The sequence below is a fragment of the Pseudoxanthomonas sp. genome (assembly GCF_002863005.1).
Classification (GTDB): Bacteria; Pseudomonadota; Gammaproteobacteria; order Xanthomonadales; family Xanthomonadaceae; genus Pseudoxanthomonas_A.
This window is the reverse complement of record NZ_PKDG01000052.1, coordinates 18732-34877: the sequence shown is the minus strand read 5'-3', so window position 1 is coordinate 34877 and position 16146 is coordinate 18732. Positions and strand designations below refer to the sequence as shown.

Sequence of the window (16146 nt, the reverse complement as noted above, 5' to 3'; positions counted from 1 at the left end):
CCCGGGTGCGCTGAGCTTACCGGGCTAAGCAGCTAGGCATACGGGCGTTCGTAGGGCGGGCCTTGGCCCTCCGCTCGTCGACGGATGGGGGGCGATGACGGGCTTGAGCCCGCCCTACGATGGGGTCAGGCGGTGACGGCGGCGACGATGTGGTAGGCGGTGTCGGCGAGGTGGGTGAAGCAGTGGGCCAGGCCGGCGCGGGGGAGGATGAGGTCGTCGGCGTTCTGGTGTTCGGGGGTGCTGAGCTGGGCCAGCAGGTGCAGGTGGTCGCGCAAGGCCTGCAGTTCGACGTGGGCGTCGGTGGGCAGGTGGTAGCCGGGGTCGGTGTGCGTCCTGTGCTTCATGGCGAAAACGTACTCTGACCCCTATTTCCAGACCCGCATTTCCATTTCCGTTTCGATTGTCAGCAAACCCTGTTGAATGCATCATTCCGCCGAGCGGACGTCATAGCGAATGCCGCAGCACTTGCGGCGAGGCTTGGTGCTCGCCCCTAGGATGGACCACATCGCAGGGAGCACGACACATCGCAATGCGACCTCTCAAAGCTCTTCCGTGCCGACTAGTTCCTGGGGCTCAATAAACCAATGAGTTGCAAGAGCAAGCACACAGTACGACAGTCAGGAAAGACGAATGAGCGCAAATAGAGATCAAGTCCTAGGCCGGATCAAGAGAATACTTAAACAACCTGACGCTGTCATTTTCGTCGGGTCTGGCATTTCCGTTTGGAGCGGACTTCCCAGCTGGAAGCGACTACTTGAGGACTTGGCCGACTATCTTCACAGCTCCGGCCTGGACGCAACACTTGTTTTGCAGGAAGTAGAGGCGGGGGACTATCTGCAGGCAGCGAGTTACGGATTCGACGTTCTAACAAAAACTCAGATCGCTGAGTTCATCCGAAAAGCCTGCAGATTTGGAGAGGCGAAGCCCCATGAAGTTCACCGCCTGATATCAACGCTAGGGCCAAAATGCTTCATAACTACGAATTACGACGATCTAATCGAACAGAGCGTAAGAACTTGGCTTCCAAGCGAGATTTTTCCCGCGCCCATAACGAACAACACGATACTTGAGGCGGCAGAGGCCTCACAGGCTAGTTCGACGAACTACATCTTCAAACCGCATGGTGACTTGGGGGACACAGACAGCCTCATCCTGTCACGAGAACAGTACCGCAGCCTCCTCCCCCAGGGCGATAAGCATGCCGCCCTGGACGCCCTTAAAACGATCCTTGTTAGCAGGCCAATCGTTTATTTCGGCTTTGGACTTAAAGACCCAGACTTTCTGTACCTAAGAGACATCCTTTCAAACATCTACAGAGGATCTGTTAGAGATCACTACGCGGTACTTCCTGACGTCACCCATGGCCAGATTGAGTACTGGAAGAAGAACTACGGGATCCACCTCGTTGGGTATGAAACCTCGAAGCTTCCAGACAATTCTGTCTCCCATAAGAGCCTGATTGATCTTCTCAATAGACTTCATGAAGAAAGGGAACATAAATCAGACACCAGTGCGGAAACCTCCCTGAAGCTAATCCGACATGCGGAGTCACTAACCGAGTTCAAGTCAGCGGCCAATGAGTTTCTCATCCGTGTCCGCGAGAAAGGCTGTGAAGAACGTTACTTCCGTCAGCGCCACAGCAACTTCGACTACATGACGTCTGAAGATTTCCTTCTGTCCGGCCCCAAGCGCGCAATTCTTCTTGGCCCACCTGGAGCCGGGAAATCCTATGCCCTCCGCAAGGCAGCAATGTTGCTTGCCAAGTCTCTGCGCGAAGCATGCCTGAGTACTAGTGAGGGCAAGAATAGGTATGTCGTCCCAGTTCTAGTAGACATGAAAGTTTATGGCGGATCCATCGTGGAACTGATCAAGACCAAATTCCCGCCTAGCATCTGCTTGCAGCATGCGAAGAAGAACTTTGAACTAGTACTGATTGTCGATTCCTTCAATGAGATGCCGAGAGCTTATCTGGAAGACGCTTCCTACGAGCGAGACTTCTCCGACTTCCTTGATGATTTTTCAACTAGCCGAATCATCCTCGCATCCAGAACTTCTGACGGGCTAGAGAAGTTCGACCTCCCAGTTTTCTCGCTGTCCGAGATCGATTACAGCGTCGTCGAAGAATCACTAGAGGAAAGGGGAATCGAAACAAGTGGGCCCTTCGGAATAGAGTTCATAGACCTCTTTAGAAAGCCATTCTACTACCGGCTGTTAGATGAACTGAACATTCTAGATCTTTGCATAACAAAGCCAAAGCAAATTTACGAGAGCATTGTTCTTAAACTAGATTCTGATTTCTCATCCCGCTTCAGAGAAGTAGATCTGCTGAGCGCACTAAAGGAAACGGCGTTCCGCTCAATGGATGCTGGACAAGAAGCGTTTGACGTTGGAATTCTCTACGGCGAACTGTCGAATACTCATCTCCCGCAGGGAACCACCACCACAGATATCATCAACTGGCTTATCTCTAAGAGCATCCTCGTTCCGCAAAGCAGATCCAGAGTCTCGTTCTTTCATCAATCTATTACTGAGTATCTCGCAGCTCTTAAGCTTTCTGAAGCCCTATCGTCCTCAGAGAAATTTGACCCCGCTAAGATCCTGAATCTCCCACGATGGAATCAATCCATCATGCTTGCAATTAGCTTGTTGGAGGAAAGTGAAGCCAACAAGCTCTTCTCCTTCATTCTTGATAGAGACATCCGGCTATCTCTAAACGCCATTAAGTATGTTGAGTTCGGCTCGCCATCTTTGGTAGACAGGCTCCTAGATACCCTGCCATCGCGCCTTGAGTTTTTCCCAGTTCACTGCGGACCGGAATGGCTTCTGTGTAACGTCCCCTACACCACTGAGAGCCATGAAAAGAAGCTGAGAGCGCTCATGGAGATGGGCGGCGAACTCGAAGTCGCGGCCACCGATGCGCTCGTGAGATTCATTGGCCCCTCCATAAAGGGAGAGATGCTTACCAAGATGTCGTCTTCGCCGGACGACTACAACCTGTGCTGCAACGGCATAGCCAGAGCCTTGGAAGAACTGATCGAAGAGCAAGACCTACCCCTCATTATGGCGAGCATAGACCAGGTCTCGGCTCTTCTGTTCAGCGATCCCGACATAGAGGTCGATGGATTTGTAGCCGGGATCGCCACCCTGCTGCGCTCGCTGCCATGGAGCATTGTTCGACCCCATTTCTGGTCGGACGAGAGAAAGATTCCAGAGTCTTTATGGTCGCGAATACTTTGCGAGCTATCTCAAGACATGAAGACTGATGACGGCCTAGCTCTCTCATGCGAGCTACTCAGTGAAGGCTATCTTCAGGCAGCAACTTCTATTTTCTTCAATTTGAAATTTGCAAGATCGCCCCTGAATGTGCAGCCGGCAACCCGAAAGCATGGAGAGATCCTGATTGCAGCTATCGATTCAGGCGTGGACTCCGACGCATGGGTAGTTCCCGCTCTCAGGTGCCTATGTAAAGAGGTTCCAGAAATCTTAGACCTCACCACTAGCGAGGCGGCGAATAGCAGCGGCCTCCGAGAGGCGATCCTTCTCTATTGCACGAGTCCAGACGCAAGCGCCATTCTGAAGTTTATGCGGCACTTCATTTCAAGAAAGGTTGAAGATCGCGACAGAAGCGGCCTTCACCTTTTGGGCAGCCTTGATATTGACTGGCCTAGCGAGAAGGATCTCGTTCTAGAGCTCATCTTAGACAACGACGAAGAGCTGCTAAGAATATTGATAGGTGGCTCAAACGAGTTCGATGAGGTGCACCTAGCCACTGAAGACTTGAACGAGATAGAGCCCCTGCTTTCGATCATGAATTCATCTGATCAGTACATGCTGCGATCAAGCATCGGCGCTTTACTGGCAAATTCCGACGAAGTCATCGTGCGGCAGTGCATCGATGAGTTTAACAAAGCAGATACGCCGTACCGATGCATTCTTTCTCAATTCGTTCTGGCGAGGCTTTCGAGACTATCTACCGACGAGTTAAGCGATGTCGCGATCGAGTATCTGCTTGATCAGCTCCTGAACGGAGAAAGAGCTAGTTTTGAAGGAAATGTTTTGGGAAAAGCATGCACCGAAGCATTCGCGAAAGAGCGACTTCTTCCGCTTTGGGAGGCAAGAAAGGATGCAAACGTTGCAATAGCGCTTAGAGACGCCGGCAGCCGTCACGGTTGCCGATACATTTCAGTCTAGTCGAAACATTACCCGCACTTCGAATACCCACAATTCAGACACGTCGCACACCCGTCCATGATGACGAGGGCCTTGGTGCTGCACTTGTGGCAAAGAGTCGCAGAGGGCGGGAAGCTGGCGCCATCGCCGGTGACGGCGATGTCCTCGGCGGCGCCCTGGGCGGGCGCGGCCGGTGCAACGGTCACAGTTTCCGTTACGTCAGAGTTTTTTTTTGCGCGGTCTTCGTACTGCTTGCGCTTCTCGGCCAGGATGGCGCGCTGGTGCGCGCTCATTTCCGGGTCGTGGATCAGGCCGATCGACTTCATGTGCTCTTCCACGATGGCGCCCAACTCCGCCACCAGCGACGGCATGTACACGCCACCGGCCTTGAAGTAGCCACCGCGCGGATCAAACACGGCCTTCATCTCGTCCACCAGGAAGGTCACGTCGCCGCCCTTGCGGAACACCGCCGACATGATGCGCGTCAGCGCGACGATCCACTGGAAGTGCTCCATGGACTTGCTGTTGACGAAGATCTCGAACGGACGGCGCAGCTCGTGCTCCGTGCCCGCATTCAACACGATGTCGTTGATGGTCACGTACATGGCGTGCTCCACCAGCGGCGACTTGATCTTGTAGGTGCTGCCGATCAGGACTTCCGGGCGCTCGATGCGCTCGTGCATCTGGATGATGTTGTCCTGCGGGGTTTCCTTTTCCACCGTCTCGCGCGGCACCGACGCCGTCGGAATGGCGGCCGCGGCTTCGCGCGCCTTGTCTTCCGGGGTGAGCACGCTGTAGCCCTTGATTTTCTTGTCGATCTTGACGGCCATGACGGTGGAATCCTGTTCGTGTTCTGAAAGTTGTCGTCGATGGGCGGGGCCTGGCCTTCCGGGCCGGCGACCGCCCCAACCCTCCCCCGGACCCGGGGGAGGAGGGGTGAAGCATCAGGTCTTACTTACGGGCCGCTTTTTTGGTGGCTTTCTTTGCGGCTTTCTTCGGGGCTGCCTTGCGCACGGCCTTCTTGGCCGCTTTCTTCGGAGCGGCTTTCTTCGCCGCCTTCTTCACGGGCGCCTTGCGGGCGACCTTCTTCACTGCTTTCTTGGCGGCCTTCTTGACCGGCGCCTTCTTGGCGGCGGCCTTGCGTGCGACCTTCTTCACGGCCTTCTTGGCGGCCGTCTTCTTGGTGGCGGCTTTCTTCGTCGCCTTCTTGGCGGTCTTCTTGGTGGCCTTCTTGGCCGTCTTCTTGCCGGTCACCTTCTTCTGCAGGCTGGCCGCTTCGGCCTTGGCGGCGCTGCTGGCGGCGGCCAGCTTCTTCTTGGCCTTGGCGACGGTCTTCTTCACCGCCTTGGTGGCCTTGTCGGTGCGCTTGGCCACGGCCTTCTTCGCCTTGGCGATGTCGGCGGTGACCGTCTTGCGCGCCTTCTTGGCGGCCTTCTTGGCCTTGGCGACCGTCTCGCTGGCGGTGGAAGCGACTGCTTCGCCGATCCCAGCCACTGTTTCCTTCACGCTTTCGGCTGCGCCGGAAAGCGTCGCGGTGACACCATTACCGTTGCTCATGTTGCCCTCCTTGTGGGCGAGGTTGGTTGACGCTGCCGATGCTATACCCGATGGCGCGGGGTGGAACGTGTGAAGCCGGTGAATCGCTTGTTGCTTTTTCCTTCTCCCCTTGTGGGAGAAGGTGGCCGAAGGCGGAAAGAGGGGGCGCTTTTCGCTGGGAGCAAGAGCAACTCGCTGCGCTCGCTCCCCCTCTCCCGCCCCTTCGGGGCACCCTCTCCCGCGAGGGGAGAGGGGTAGTGCTTTCTTTCCCTTCTCCCCGCGAGCGGGGAGAAGGTGCCGAAGGCGGATGAGGGGCCGCTGTTCGCGAGAAGCTAAAGGCAACTCGCTGCGCTCGCTCCCCTCTCCCGCCCCTTCGGGGCACCCTCTCCCGCGAGGGGAGAGGGATAAAGCCAGTACCTCAGAACTTGCCGTAATACCCTTCCTTCAACGCGTCGAACAGGTTGGCGGCGGTGTGCATCTCGCCGTCGTACTCGATCTGCTCGTTGCCCTTCACTTCGATGACGTTGCCGTCTTCCAGCTCGAAGCGGTAGGTGGTGTTCTCCAGGTCGGCTTCCTTCACCAGCACGCCCTGGAAGGCGGCGGGGTTGAAGCGGAACGTGGTGCAGCCCTTCAGGCCCTGCTGGTGGGCGTAGCGGTAGATGTCCTTGAACTGCTCGTACGGATAGTCCGTGGGGACGTTGGCGGTCTTGGAGATGGAGCTGTCGACCCACTTCTGCGCGGCGGCCTGCACGTCGACGTGTTCCTTCGGGCTGATGTCGTCGGCGGCGATGAAGTAGTCGGGCAGCTTCGCGTCCGGATCGTCCGAGAACGGCATGGCCTTGCCGTTGACCAGTTCGCGGTAGGCGAGCAGCTCGTAGGAGTAGACGTCGACCTTTTCCTTCGACTTCTTGCCTTCGCGGATCACGTTGCGGCTGTAGTGGTGCGCGAACGAGGGCTCGATGCCGTTGGAGGCATTGTTGGCCAGCGACAGGCTGATGGTGCCGGTGGGCGCGATGGAGCTGTGGTGGGTGAAGCGGCTGCCGACTTCGGCCAGTTCGTCCACCAGGTCGGGGGCGACGGTGGCCACGCGCTGCATGTAGCGGCTGTACTTGGCGTGCAGCACCTTGCCGGGGATCTCCTGGCCGACCTTCCAGCCGTCCTTCGCCATTTCCGGGCGCTGGCGCAGCATGGCGGCGGTGACGGGGAAGCGCTCTTCCATGATCGGGGCGGGGCCCTTTTCCTTCGCCAGGGCCAGGCCCATTTCCCAGCCGGCCACGGCCATTTCGCGGGCGATGGCTTCGGTGAATTCGCACGACTCGGCGCTGCCGTACTTGTGCTTGAGCATGGTCAGCGTGCTGCCCAGGCCCAGGAAGCCCATGCCGTGGCGGCGCTTGCGCAGGATCTCCTGGCGCTGCTGTTCCAGCGGCAGGCCGTTCACTTCGACCACGTTGTCGAGCATGCGGGTGAACACGCGCACGACTTCCTTGTATTCCTCCCAGTCGAAACGCGCCTGGTCGGTGAAGGGGTCGCGCACGAAGGTGGTCAGGTTGACCGAGCCGAGCAGGCAGGCGCCGTAGGGCGGCAGCGGCTGCTCGCCGCAGGGGTTGGTGGCGCGGATGGTCTCGCACCACCAGTTGTTGTTCATCTCGTTGACGCGGTCGATCAGGATGAAGCCCGGCTCGGCGTAGTCGTACGTCGAGACCATGATCATGTCCCACAGGTGGCGGGCGCGGATGTGGCCGTAGATCTTGCAGGCCACCAGGCCGTCGTCGCGGACGATGTAGTTCTTGTGCGTGGGCCACTCGCGCCAGACGACCTGGCTGGGGTCTTCCACGTTGATGTCGCCCTTCTCCTTGATGTTCACCGGGAACACCAGCGGCCAGTCGGCGTCGGTGTCCACGGCTTCCATGAAGCCGTCGGTGATCAGCAGCGACAGGTTGAACTGGCGCAGGCGGCCGTCTTCGCGCTTGGCGCGGATGAAGTCCTTCACGTCCGGGTGGGAGATTTCGAACGTGCCCATCTGCGCGCCGCGGCGGCCGCCGGCGCTGGAGACGGTGAAGCACATCTTGTCGTAGATATCCATGAAGGACATCGGGCCGGAGGTGTACGCACCGGCGCCGGCGACGAAGGCGCCCTTCGGGCGCAGCGTGCTGAACTCGTAGCCGATGCCGCAGCCGGCCTTAAGGGTGAGGCCGGCTTCGTGGACCTTGTCCAGGATGCCGTCCATCGAGTCCTCGATGGTGCCGGAGACGGTGCAGTTGATCGTGCTGGTGGCCGGCTTGTGCTGCTGGGCGCCGGCGTTGGAGGTGATGCGGCCCGCCGGGATGGCGCCGCGGCGCAGCGCCCACACGAAGCGCTCGTACCAGTAGGCGCGCTTCTCGGGGCTGGCTTCCGCGTCGGCCAGGGCGCGGGCGACGCGCTGGTAGGTACCGTCGATGTCGGCGTCGAGGGCCTCGCCCTGCTTGGTCTTCAGCCGGTACTTCTTGTCCCAGATGTCCTGGGACGCCGGTTGCATGGGGACCAGGGTGGGCTGTTCCGTCTTGATCGCCTCGAGGCGCACCGTACTCATGGTTGTGTTGTTCTCCTGAACGACTGGAACTTCAGTGACTGTGGTGGCGGGCGGGCCAGGGCCCACCCCGATGATTCATTGCGGTGCCGACGGACAGGGACGGCACCGCGGGCGGCCGCACAGGATGCGCCGCGCCGGTTGCCGGATTGTGGAAGTGGGACCTGCCGTCGCCGTGGTGCCCACCGCTTCCCTCGCCCTCATGCGCCAATCCCCAAAGGCGCCCGATTTCCCAAGCGCTGAGCCCGCAGGCTTTGTCTACAGAAACACCAGTGCTTGGGTCCGACTCGTGCTGGACCGCAACATCTTGTGTCAGCACGAAGACGCCAAACTACGCCCGGGGTTCCCCCCTGTCAACCGGATTGACATGACAATTGCATGGCCAGGGACCCACCGTCCGTCATCACGGGCGAGGGTCGGATTGCGGCAGGCACGCGGCGAACTTCATTGCAGGTTTAGGGGTCCGTCAGCAGACTCATTCAGGTTCGCGGGAGGCCCTGGGCCCCCGTTCCCTCCGACGCAACGACGAGCTGCCGACCGACCATGAAGAAAGCGCTGCGCCCGTTTCCCACCCTGATCGCCCTGTCCGCCGCCGCCGCCTTCGGCGGCTTCGCCGCGACCGGCTTCCATGAGGTCTTCCAGACACCGGCCCAGGCCGCGCCCGGCGTCGCCGCGGCGGTGCCGGCCGCGGCCGCCCTGCCGGCGACCGTCGATGGCCAGGCGCTGCCCTCGCTGGCGCCGATGCTCAAGCGCGTCACCCCGGCGGTGGTCAGCGTGTACAGCCGCCAGACCGTGCGCGTGGCCAGCCCGCTGGGGCCGTTCGGCGACGACCCGGTGTTCCGCCGCATCCTGGGCATCCCCGACATGCCGCGCGAACGGGTGGAGCGCGCGCTGGGGTCGGGCGTGATCGTGGATGCGGCGCGCGGTTACGTGCTGACCAACCACCACGTGGTGGAGAACGCCGACGGCGTGTCGGTCACGCTCAACGACGGTCGCCAGGTGGAGGCCGAGTTCATCGGGTCGGACCCGGATACCGACGTCGCCCTGATCCGCATCCCCACCCAGGGCCTGACCGCGGTGCCGATGGCCAACAGCGACCAGCTGCAGGTCGGCGACTTCGTCGTCGCGATGGGCAACCCGTACGGGCTGGGCCAGACGGTGACCTCGGGCATCGTGTCAGCCGTGGGCCGCAGCGGCATTCCGGTGGCGGGCTACCAGAACTTCATCCAGACCGACGCCTCGATCAATCCGGGCAACTCCGGCGGCGCGCTGGTCGACCTGCAGGGCCGGCTGGTGGGCATCAACACCGCCAGCTTCAACCCGCGCGGCAGCATGGCCGGCAACATCGGCCTGGGCTTCGCCATTCCGATCAACATGGCGCGCGGCATCATGGACCAGCTGATCGCCAACAACGGCGTGGTGCGCCGGGGCACGTTCGGCGTGGAATCGCAGGACGTCGACGAGCGCACGGCGCGCGGGCTGGGGCTGGACGTGCCGCGTGGCGCGCTGGTGACGCGCGTGTATCCGGGTTCGGCCGCGGCCGCGGCCGGCCTGCAGCCCGGCGACGTGGTGATGGCGGCCAATGGCCAGCGCATCGACAACCGCGCCGCCCTGCACAACTTCGAAGGCCTGCAGCCGGTGGGCACGCGCGTGGCGCTGGACGTGCGCCGCGATGGCAAGCCGCTGCAGCTGGACGTGGCGCTGAAGGAAGGCGTGCGCAACGCCGAGGGCGCGACGCTCGACCCGCGCCTGGCCGGCGCAACGCTGAAGGAACTGGACGAATCCGCGCGGCAGGCGCTGCGCGGCATGTTGCGCGGCGCGCAGGGCGGCGTGCAGGTGAGCAACGTGGCGCGCGACAGCCGCGCTTGGAACAGCGGGCTGCGTCCGGGCGACATCATCGTGCGCAGCAGCAGCGGCGAGTTCGGCGACCTGCCGGGGTTCCGCGCCAGCTTCGAGCGCAAGCCGGCGCAGCTGGTGCTGGACATCCTGCGCGGCCGCGGCACGGGGCGGCTGCTGATGCAGTGACGGTGCGGGAGTGAGGGGCAGAAGTGAGATGTAAGGAGGGAGGTCCTTGCTTCCGCTCACGCCTCACTTCTCCTTATTCACTCCTTCCTCCACCCATCTAACAGCGCGTTCACCCGCGTGCATTACAGTGCCCCCATCCCCCGCCTGCAGGAGACACCCATGAGCATGCCCACCCATACCGATGCCCTGAAGTCCAACCTGGGCGAAGCCGGTTCGCACCTGGCCTCCGCCGCGGCGGCCGCCGGCGAAGCGATCAAGGGCGCCGCCAGCGCCGCGGGCGACGAGCTGCGCCTGGGCAAGGCGAACGTCAAATCCGAACTGGCTGACGGCGCGCTGTCGGGCCTGGCGGCGGCCGAAGCCGGCGGCGGCGCGGCGCGCGAGCAGGTGGATGCGCTGATGGACAAGGGTCGCGACCTGATCGACAGCGCCGCCGACCTGATCCGCGAGCGGCCGATCGCCTCCTTCGGCGTGGCCTTCGCGGCCGGCTGGATCATCGCCAAGCTGGCGCGCAGCGGCGGCGGCGACAAGTAAGCCCGCCGCGTGAGCGACGCGCCCCGCGACACCGACGCCCCGCCGCCCGACTTCATCGACAGCCTCAAGGAGGTCGGTGAAGCCGGGCGCGCTGCGTACGGGTCCGCGAAGGACACCGGTCGTGCGATGCGTGCGCTGGTGTCGGCGGATTTCGCGCTGGCCCGCAGCGCCTTCGGCCGTGCGCTGGCGTGGGCATGCGTGGCGGTGGTGTTCGGTGCGTCCGCCTGGCTGCTGATCACCGGCGCGCTGATCGCGCTGATGCAGCGGTTCGGTTTCTCCTGGCTGCAGTCGCTGTCGCTGGCGGCGTTCCTCAGCCTGGCCATGACCGCATTCGCCGCTTGGCGGGTGAGCCGTTACTTCGATTACACCGGCATGCATGCGACCCGGCGCCAGCTGTCGCGGATGGGCCTGTTCGACGAGAACGGCAGCCCCGACGACGACGAACTTCCGCCGGGCACGCCGCCCCCCGGCACCGGAGGCCCCTGATGCGCTTCGAACAGCTGCAGCAGCACGTGGCACGGGCCGAGAGGCGGGTGGAACTGCGCAGCGCGCAGTCCTCGCTGTACTGGACGATCCTCAAGGACTCATGGCGCGAAGGCTGGACGCCGGGACGCATCGTCATCGCCGGAGTGGTCAGCGGCTTCCTGGTGGGCCGCGCCGAACCGCTGCGCGCACTGACCGGGGCGCGCTGGATGCAGATGTTCACCGCGGTCTCCAGTTTCCTGGCCACCGCGCAGGCCGCCACCGCCGCGGAAACCGCCGAGCAGGCCGCCGACACCGCGCAGGATGTGCAGCAGCAGGCCCAGGCCGACGGCGCGGTGGTCGAGGAGGAGGACGAGCCGATGGTGGACGAGGCTTTCGACGAGGACCGCATCGTGGCGACCGCCCCGCGGCCGGCCGAAGCGGCGACGGAGCTGTCCGAGCGCTGACGCCGGTGTCTGTTGCAGGGGCGACGTGAGTCGCGACCGCACGAGCGACGTCCCGCTGCACCCTTGTGTCCTGGAAGACCGTGAGCGGTGGGAACTTCCTGACCGCCACCGCGCCCGGTCGCGACTCACGTCGCTCCCACAGGGACCGCTGCACAATCGCGCATCCTTCCAGGCGGCCCCCTGTCCATGAGCACACCCGCGTCCTCCGACATCCCGGCGCCCACTCCGCCGCCTTCGCGTCCCCGCGGTTCGACGCCGATGCTGGTGCTGGCGACGCTGGCCGTCGGCTATACGCTGTGGGCGGCGCAGGACCTGCTGCTGCCGGTGCTGCTGGCGATGTTCTTCGCGCTGGTCGGCAACCCGATCATCCGCGTACTGCGCAAGTTGTACGTCCCGCGTTTCCTCGGCGCCCTTATCGTGCTGCTCGGCGGCATGGCGGCGACCGGCCTGCTGGCGCAGAAGATGCTGCCCTCGGCGATGGAGTGGGCCCAGCAGGCGCCGCGCGAGATGCGCCAGCTGGCGCCGAAGCTGCGCGAGCTCACCAAGCCGGTTCAGGACGCCAACAAGGCCGCGGAGAGTTTCGCCCGCGCCGCCGCCGGTGCGCAGGCGTCCGGGCGCCAGCCGCAGGTGGTACAAGCCACGCCGGACGACCCGTACGGCAAGCTGCTGGCCACCCCGCGCGTGCTCGCGTCGCTGCTGGCGGTGGTGCTGCTGACGTTCTTCTTCATGGTGTACGGCGAGAACCTGCAGCGGAACGCGATCGCGCTGCTGCCCGGGCGGCAGCAGAAGAAATTCACCGTGGAGATCCTGCACTCCATCGAGCGCGAGGTGTCGCGCTACGTACTGACCATCAGCATCATCAACACGGTGGTGGGCCTGGTGTTCGCCGGGGTGCTGTACCTGCTGGGCCTGCCGCTGGCCGAAGCGCTGCTGTGGGGCACCATGGCGACGCTGCTGAACTTCGCGCCCTATGTGGGGCCGTTGATCGGGATGGTGTCGATGCTGCTGGTGGGCTTCATCAGCTTCGACCAGCCGCTGCAGTCGATGCTGCCGGCGATCGCCTACCTGGTGCTGCACACGATCGAGGGACAGATCATCACGCCGATCATCCTGGGCAAGCGGATGGCGTTGTCGCCACTGGTGCTGATCCTGGCGCTGATGCTGTTCGGATGGCTTTGGGGGATCATCGGACTGCTGCTGGCGGTGCCGTTGCTGGTGTGCGTGAAGCTGGTGCTGGCGCGGGTGGAAGGGATGGAAGGATGGGCGCGGCTGCTGGAGTGACGACTGCCCCAAGAGCCCCTCTCCCTGCGGGAGAGGGGTTGAGGTGAGGGGCAACGAAGTCGGTCCTCATCGGCTATCAGCGACTTCTCCACATCCGCCGCTCATTCGAAACGCACACTCATGATGAACGTGTTGAGTGCGTCTTTCGTAGGCGGGGCTTTGGGTCAGGCATGGCGCCGCTCGCCGCGGGGGGCCTTCTTTCTTTGCTTGTGCAAAGAAAGAAGCAAAGAAACACACCCCAGGCGGCACGCCCTGCGCTTCGCTCCGGGTCCGCGAGCGGGCCGGGAATTTTCGTAAGGCACATCCATGTGCCATACGAAAACGCCGCCCATCCGGGGCGGCGCCCTTCGGGTTTTACCCGACCCACTCGCCGTGCCTCATGGGGACCCGAAGGCAACACCAACGGCAAAAAGCGCGTCGATCTTTCAGCTGCGGCTCTAGGGGCCCCTGAGGTCCGGCAGTCACGGCGGGTAAAACCCCGCAGGGGCGGCGCACAAGGATGTGCGACGTTTTCGGCCGGGGCAGGAGGCCCCGTCCGAAAATTCCCGTCGTGACTGCGAACCCGCCGCCCAGCGGCGGGCGGACCGCCGGGGTGTGTTTCTTTTGCCTACTTTTCTTTGCACAAGCAAAGAAAAGTAGGGCCCCCGCGGCCAGCGGCGCCACCCTTGCGCGTCAAGGAACCATCCCGCCAAGCCCGGAAAGCAAGAATGGCAGCGTGCCTCTGGATAGTTCCAGTGCGCATGGGCGACGGACTTCGTTGCCCCTCGCCCCAACCCCTCTCCCGCAGGGAGGCAGGCTTCATCCTGGCGCCGGTGAAAGGCCCCCTCCCCGCCGGGTGTAAAATCGCGCCGATGAGCTTCCCCGTCCGCGCCATCACCCTCGACCTCGACGACACCCTCTGGCCGTTCGCCCCCATCGGCGCACGCATCGAGCGCGTCCTCGACGACTGGCTGCGCCAGCACAGCCCCGCCACCGCCGCCATGTTCCCCGTCGAGCGGATGCGCGTGGTGCGCGAGCAGGTCTTCGCCGCCCACCCACAGTACAAGCACGACCTCAGCATCCTGCGCCGGCTGACGCTGGAACACGCCCTGCGCGAGAGCGGCGCCGACATGGCCTTGCTGGAGCCGGCGTACGAAACCTTCTACGCCGCGCGCAACCAGGTGGAGTACTACCCGGACGCGCTGGAGGCCCTGCAGCGCATCGCCGCGCGCCTGCCGATCGCCGCGGTGACCAACGGCAACGCCGACCTGCAGCGGATCGGGCTGGGCCATCTGTTCGTGCACCAGGTGCATTCGCGCGAACATGGCGTGGCGAAGCCTGAAGCCAGCATCTTCCATGCGGCGTGCGAGCGGTTGGGCGTGCCGCCGGGCGAGGTGCTGCATGTCGGCGACCATGTCGAGATGGACGTGGTCGGTGCGTTGCGCGCCGGCCTGCGCAGTTGCTGGATAAACCGTCCGGAAGACCATGCGGGCATACCGCAGGCATGGCCGCACGAAGCGCTGCGCCCGGACCTGGAATTCGCCACCCTCACCGCGCTGGCCGACTGGCTGGACGCCCACCCCGATTTCGCCACGGAACCCGCCGCCGCATGAGCGCTGCCCTCGCCTACACCGACTCGTCCGCCGATGCCCGTCCCCTGCATGTGCTGGAGCGCACGCAGCTGGCCGCATGGCGCGCGACGCAATCGCCGGCGGTGAGTGCCTGGCTGGATGCACAGAACTTCACCGCCTCGCCCGGCTCGCTGCTGGCGCTGCCGGGCGAACACGGGCTGGCCGGGGCCGTCATCGGCATCGGCGACCCGCTGGACCCGTACGCGTACGCGCACGCACCGTTCGGCCTGCCCGCGGGCGACTGGCGCGTGGCCACGGATCTTTCCGCCGACGCACGGGTGGCGCTGCAGCTGGGGTGGGGCCTGGGCAGCTACAGGTTCGACCGCTACAAGCAGCCGCCGCGCACGCCGGCGCGCCTGGTCCTGCCGGATGCCGACGCCGAAGCGCTCGACCTGCTGGCGGCCAGCCTGCAGGTGCGCGACCTGGTCAACACGCCGACCGAGCACATGGGCCCGGACGAGCTGGAGGACGCGGTGCGCGAGCTGGCGACCACGCATGGCGCCGAGCTCGAGGTGATCGCAGGCGAAGGACTGCTGGCCCACAACTTCCCCGCGATCCACGCCGTGGGCCGTGCCTCGCACCGCGCGCCGCGCCTGATCGGGCTGCGCTGGGGCGACGCGGCGCATCCGCACGTGGCGGTGGTCGGCAAGGGCGTGTGTTTCGATACCGGCGGGCTGGACATCAAGCCGGCCGACGGCATGCGCCACATGAAGAAGGACATGGGGGGCGCGGCGCACGCGATCGCCCTGGCGCGCCTGGTGATGGCCCGCAACCTGCCGGTGCGGTTGACCCTGCTGGTGCCGGCCGTGGAGAACAGCATCGGCCCGAACGCCTTCCGCCCCGGCGAAGTGATCGCCACCCGCAAGGGCGTCAGCGTGGAGATCGACAACACCGATGCCGAAGGCCGCGTGATCCTGTGCGATGCGCTGGCCTATGCCGGCGAACAGGCGCCCGACCTGCTGCTCGATTTCGCCACGTTGACCGGCGCGGCCCGCATCGCGCTGGGGCCCGACCTGCCGGCGCTGTTCGCCAACGACGACACCGTGGCGAACGACTGGATCGCGGCCGGTGAACGCATGCGCGACCCGGTATGGCGCATGCCGCTGTGGCGCCCGTACCTGCGCTATCTGACCAGCGGCATTGCCGACCTGGCCAACGCCGGCTCGCGCATGGCCGGCGCGGTCACGGCGGCGCTGTACCTGGAGCGCTTCGTGCCCGACGGCATGAAGTGGGCGCATCTGGACGTGTACGCCTGGAACGACAGCGACCGCGCAGGTCGTCCCGCCGGCGGCGAAGCCCTCGCGCTGCGCAGTGCGTACGCCATGCTGAAGGCGCGTTACGGCGGTTGACGAACGGGTCGTTTCGTATGCCGTGGGAGCGACGTAAGTCGCGAACTGGCTCCGACGCGGACTGCGAGGGTCGAACCCTGATGCTGCGCGACTTCCTTGATCGGATGACGTGCGATCGCGACTTACGTCGCTCCCACGGGGTCTCCTGA

At 63.7% G+C, this 16146-nt stretch carries 12 protein-coding genes; 8 read left to right on the top strand and 4 right to left on the bottom strand.

Features of this window, described 5'->3' with window-relative positions; all coding sequences use genetic code 11:
- Positions 1–125 precede the first annotated feature (125 nt).
- A complete protein-coding gene (locus CYU89_RS17465; protein WP_296282809.1) occupies positions 126–344 on the bottom strand; it encodes a hypothetical protein in 219 nt (72 codons plus the stop codon).
- A 286-nt stretch (positions 345–630) separates the two neighbouring features.
- On the opposite strand from CYU89_RS17465, the gene CYU89_RS17460 reads away from it, so the two are divergent.
- Positions 631–4191, top strand: a complete 3561-nt coding sequence (locus tag CYU89_RS17460; protein WP_296282808.1) for an SIR2 family protein — start codon at positions 631–633, stop codon at positions 4189–4191.
- Between the two features lie 8 nt (positions 4192–4199).
- On the opposite strand, the gene CYU89_RS17455 is transcribed toward CYU89_RS17460, so the two are convergent.
- The 3 genes from CYU89_RS17455 to CYU89_RS17445 all read right to left on the bottom strand — a co-directional run bounded on the left by CYU89_RS17455 (position 4200) and on the right by CYU89_RS17445 (position 8275).
- Positions 4200–5000: an NrdJb gene (locus CYU89_RS17455; RefSeq protein ID WP_296282807.1), complete on the bottom strand. Its 801-nt coding sequence runs from the start codon at positions 4998–5000 to the stop codon at positions 4200–4202.
- Between the two features lie 121 nt (positions 5001–5121).
- Entirely contained in the window at positions 5122–5727 is a 606-nt protein-coding gene (locus CYU89_RS17450; protein ID WP_296282806.1) for a hypothetical protein, read from the bottom strand.
- Between the two features lie 397 nt (positions 5728–6124).
- Positions 6125–8275 (bottom strand): adenosylcobalamin-dependent ribonucleoside-diphosphate reductase, encoded by a 2151-nt coding sequence (locus tag CYU89_RS17445; protein ID WP_296282805.1) that lies wholly within the window; start codon positions 8273–8275, stop codon positions 6125–6127.
- A 552-nt stretch (positions 8276–8827) separates the two neighbouring features.
- Between CYU89_RS17445 and CYU89_RS17440 the strand changes: the two genes are divergently transcribed.
- From CYU89_RS17440 to CYU89_RS17410, 7 genes are all read left to right on the top strand, one after another.
- Positions 8828–10297, top strand: coding sequence for a Do family serine endopeptidase (locus tag CYU89_RS17440; RefSeq protein WP_296282901.1), 1470 nt, complete (start codon positions 8828–8830; stop codon positions 10295–10297).
- 165 nt (positions 10298–10462) lie between these two features.
- The gene (locus CYU89_RS17435; RefSeq protein WP_296282900.1) at positions 10463–10828 is read left to right on the top strand and encodes a hypothetical protein; all 366 of its coding nucleotides are present in this window, start codon (positions 10463–10465) and stop codon (positions 10826–10828) included.
- A gap of 9 nt (positions 10829–10837) precedes the next feature.
- Positions 10838–11314: a phage holin family protein gene (locus CYU89_RS17430; protein WP_296282804.1), complete on the top strand. Its 477-nt coding sequence runs from the start codon at positions 10838–10840 to the stop codon at positions 11312–11314.
- The gene (locus CYU89_RS17425) at positions 11314–11757 is read left to right on the top strand and encodes a hypothetical protein (RefSeq protein ID WP_296282803.1); all 444 of its coding nucleotides are present in this window, start codon (positions 11314–11316) and stop codon (positions 11755–11757) included. The genes CYU89_RS17430 and CYU89_RS17425 overlap by 1 nt, the downstream gene beginning before the upstream one ends.
- Positions 11758–11943: 186 nt before the next feature.
- Positions 11944–13038 carry an AI-2E family transporter gene (locus tag CYU89_RS17420; RefSeq protein ID WP_296282802.1) on the top strand — a complete coding sequence of 365 codons (1095 nt, stop codon included), beginning with the start codon at positions 11944–11946 and terminating at the stop codon, positions 13036–13038.
- 851 nt (positions 13039–13889) lie between these two features.
- The gene (locus tag CYU89_RS17415; protein ID WP_296282801.1) at positions 13890–14630 is read left to right on the top strand and encodes an HAD-IA family hydrolase; all 741 of its coding nucleotides are present in this window, start codon (positions 13890–13892) and stop codon (positions 14628–14630) included.
- Entirely contained in the window at positions 14627–15997 is a 1371-nt protein-coding gene (locus tag CYU89_RS17410; RefSeq protein WP_296282800.1) for a leucyl aminopeptidase family protein, read from the top strand. Before CYU89_RS17415 ends, CYU89_RS17410 begins: the two co-directional genes overlap by 4 nt.
- The last annotated feature ends 149 nt before the right edge of the window (positions 15998–16146 follow it).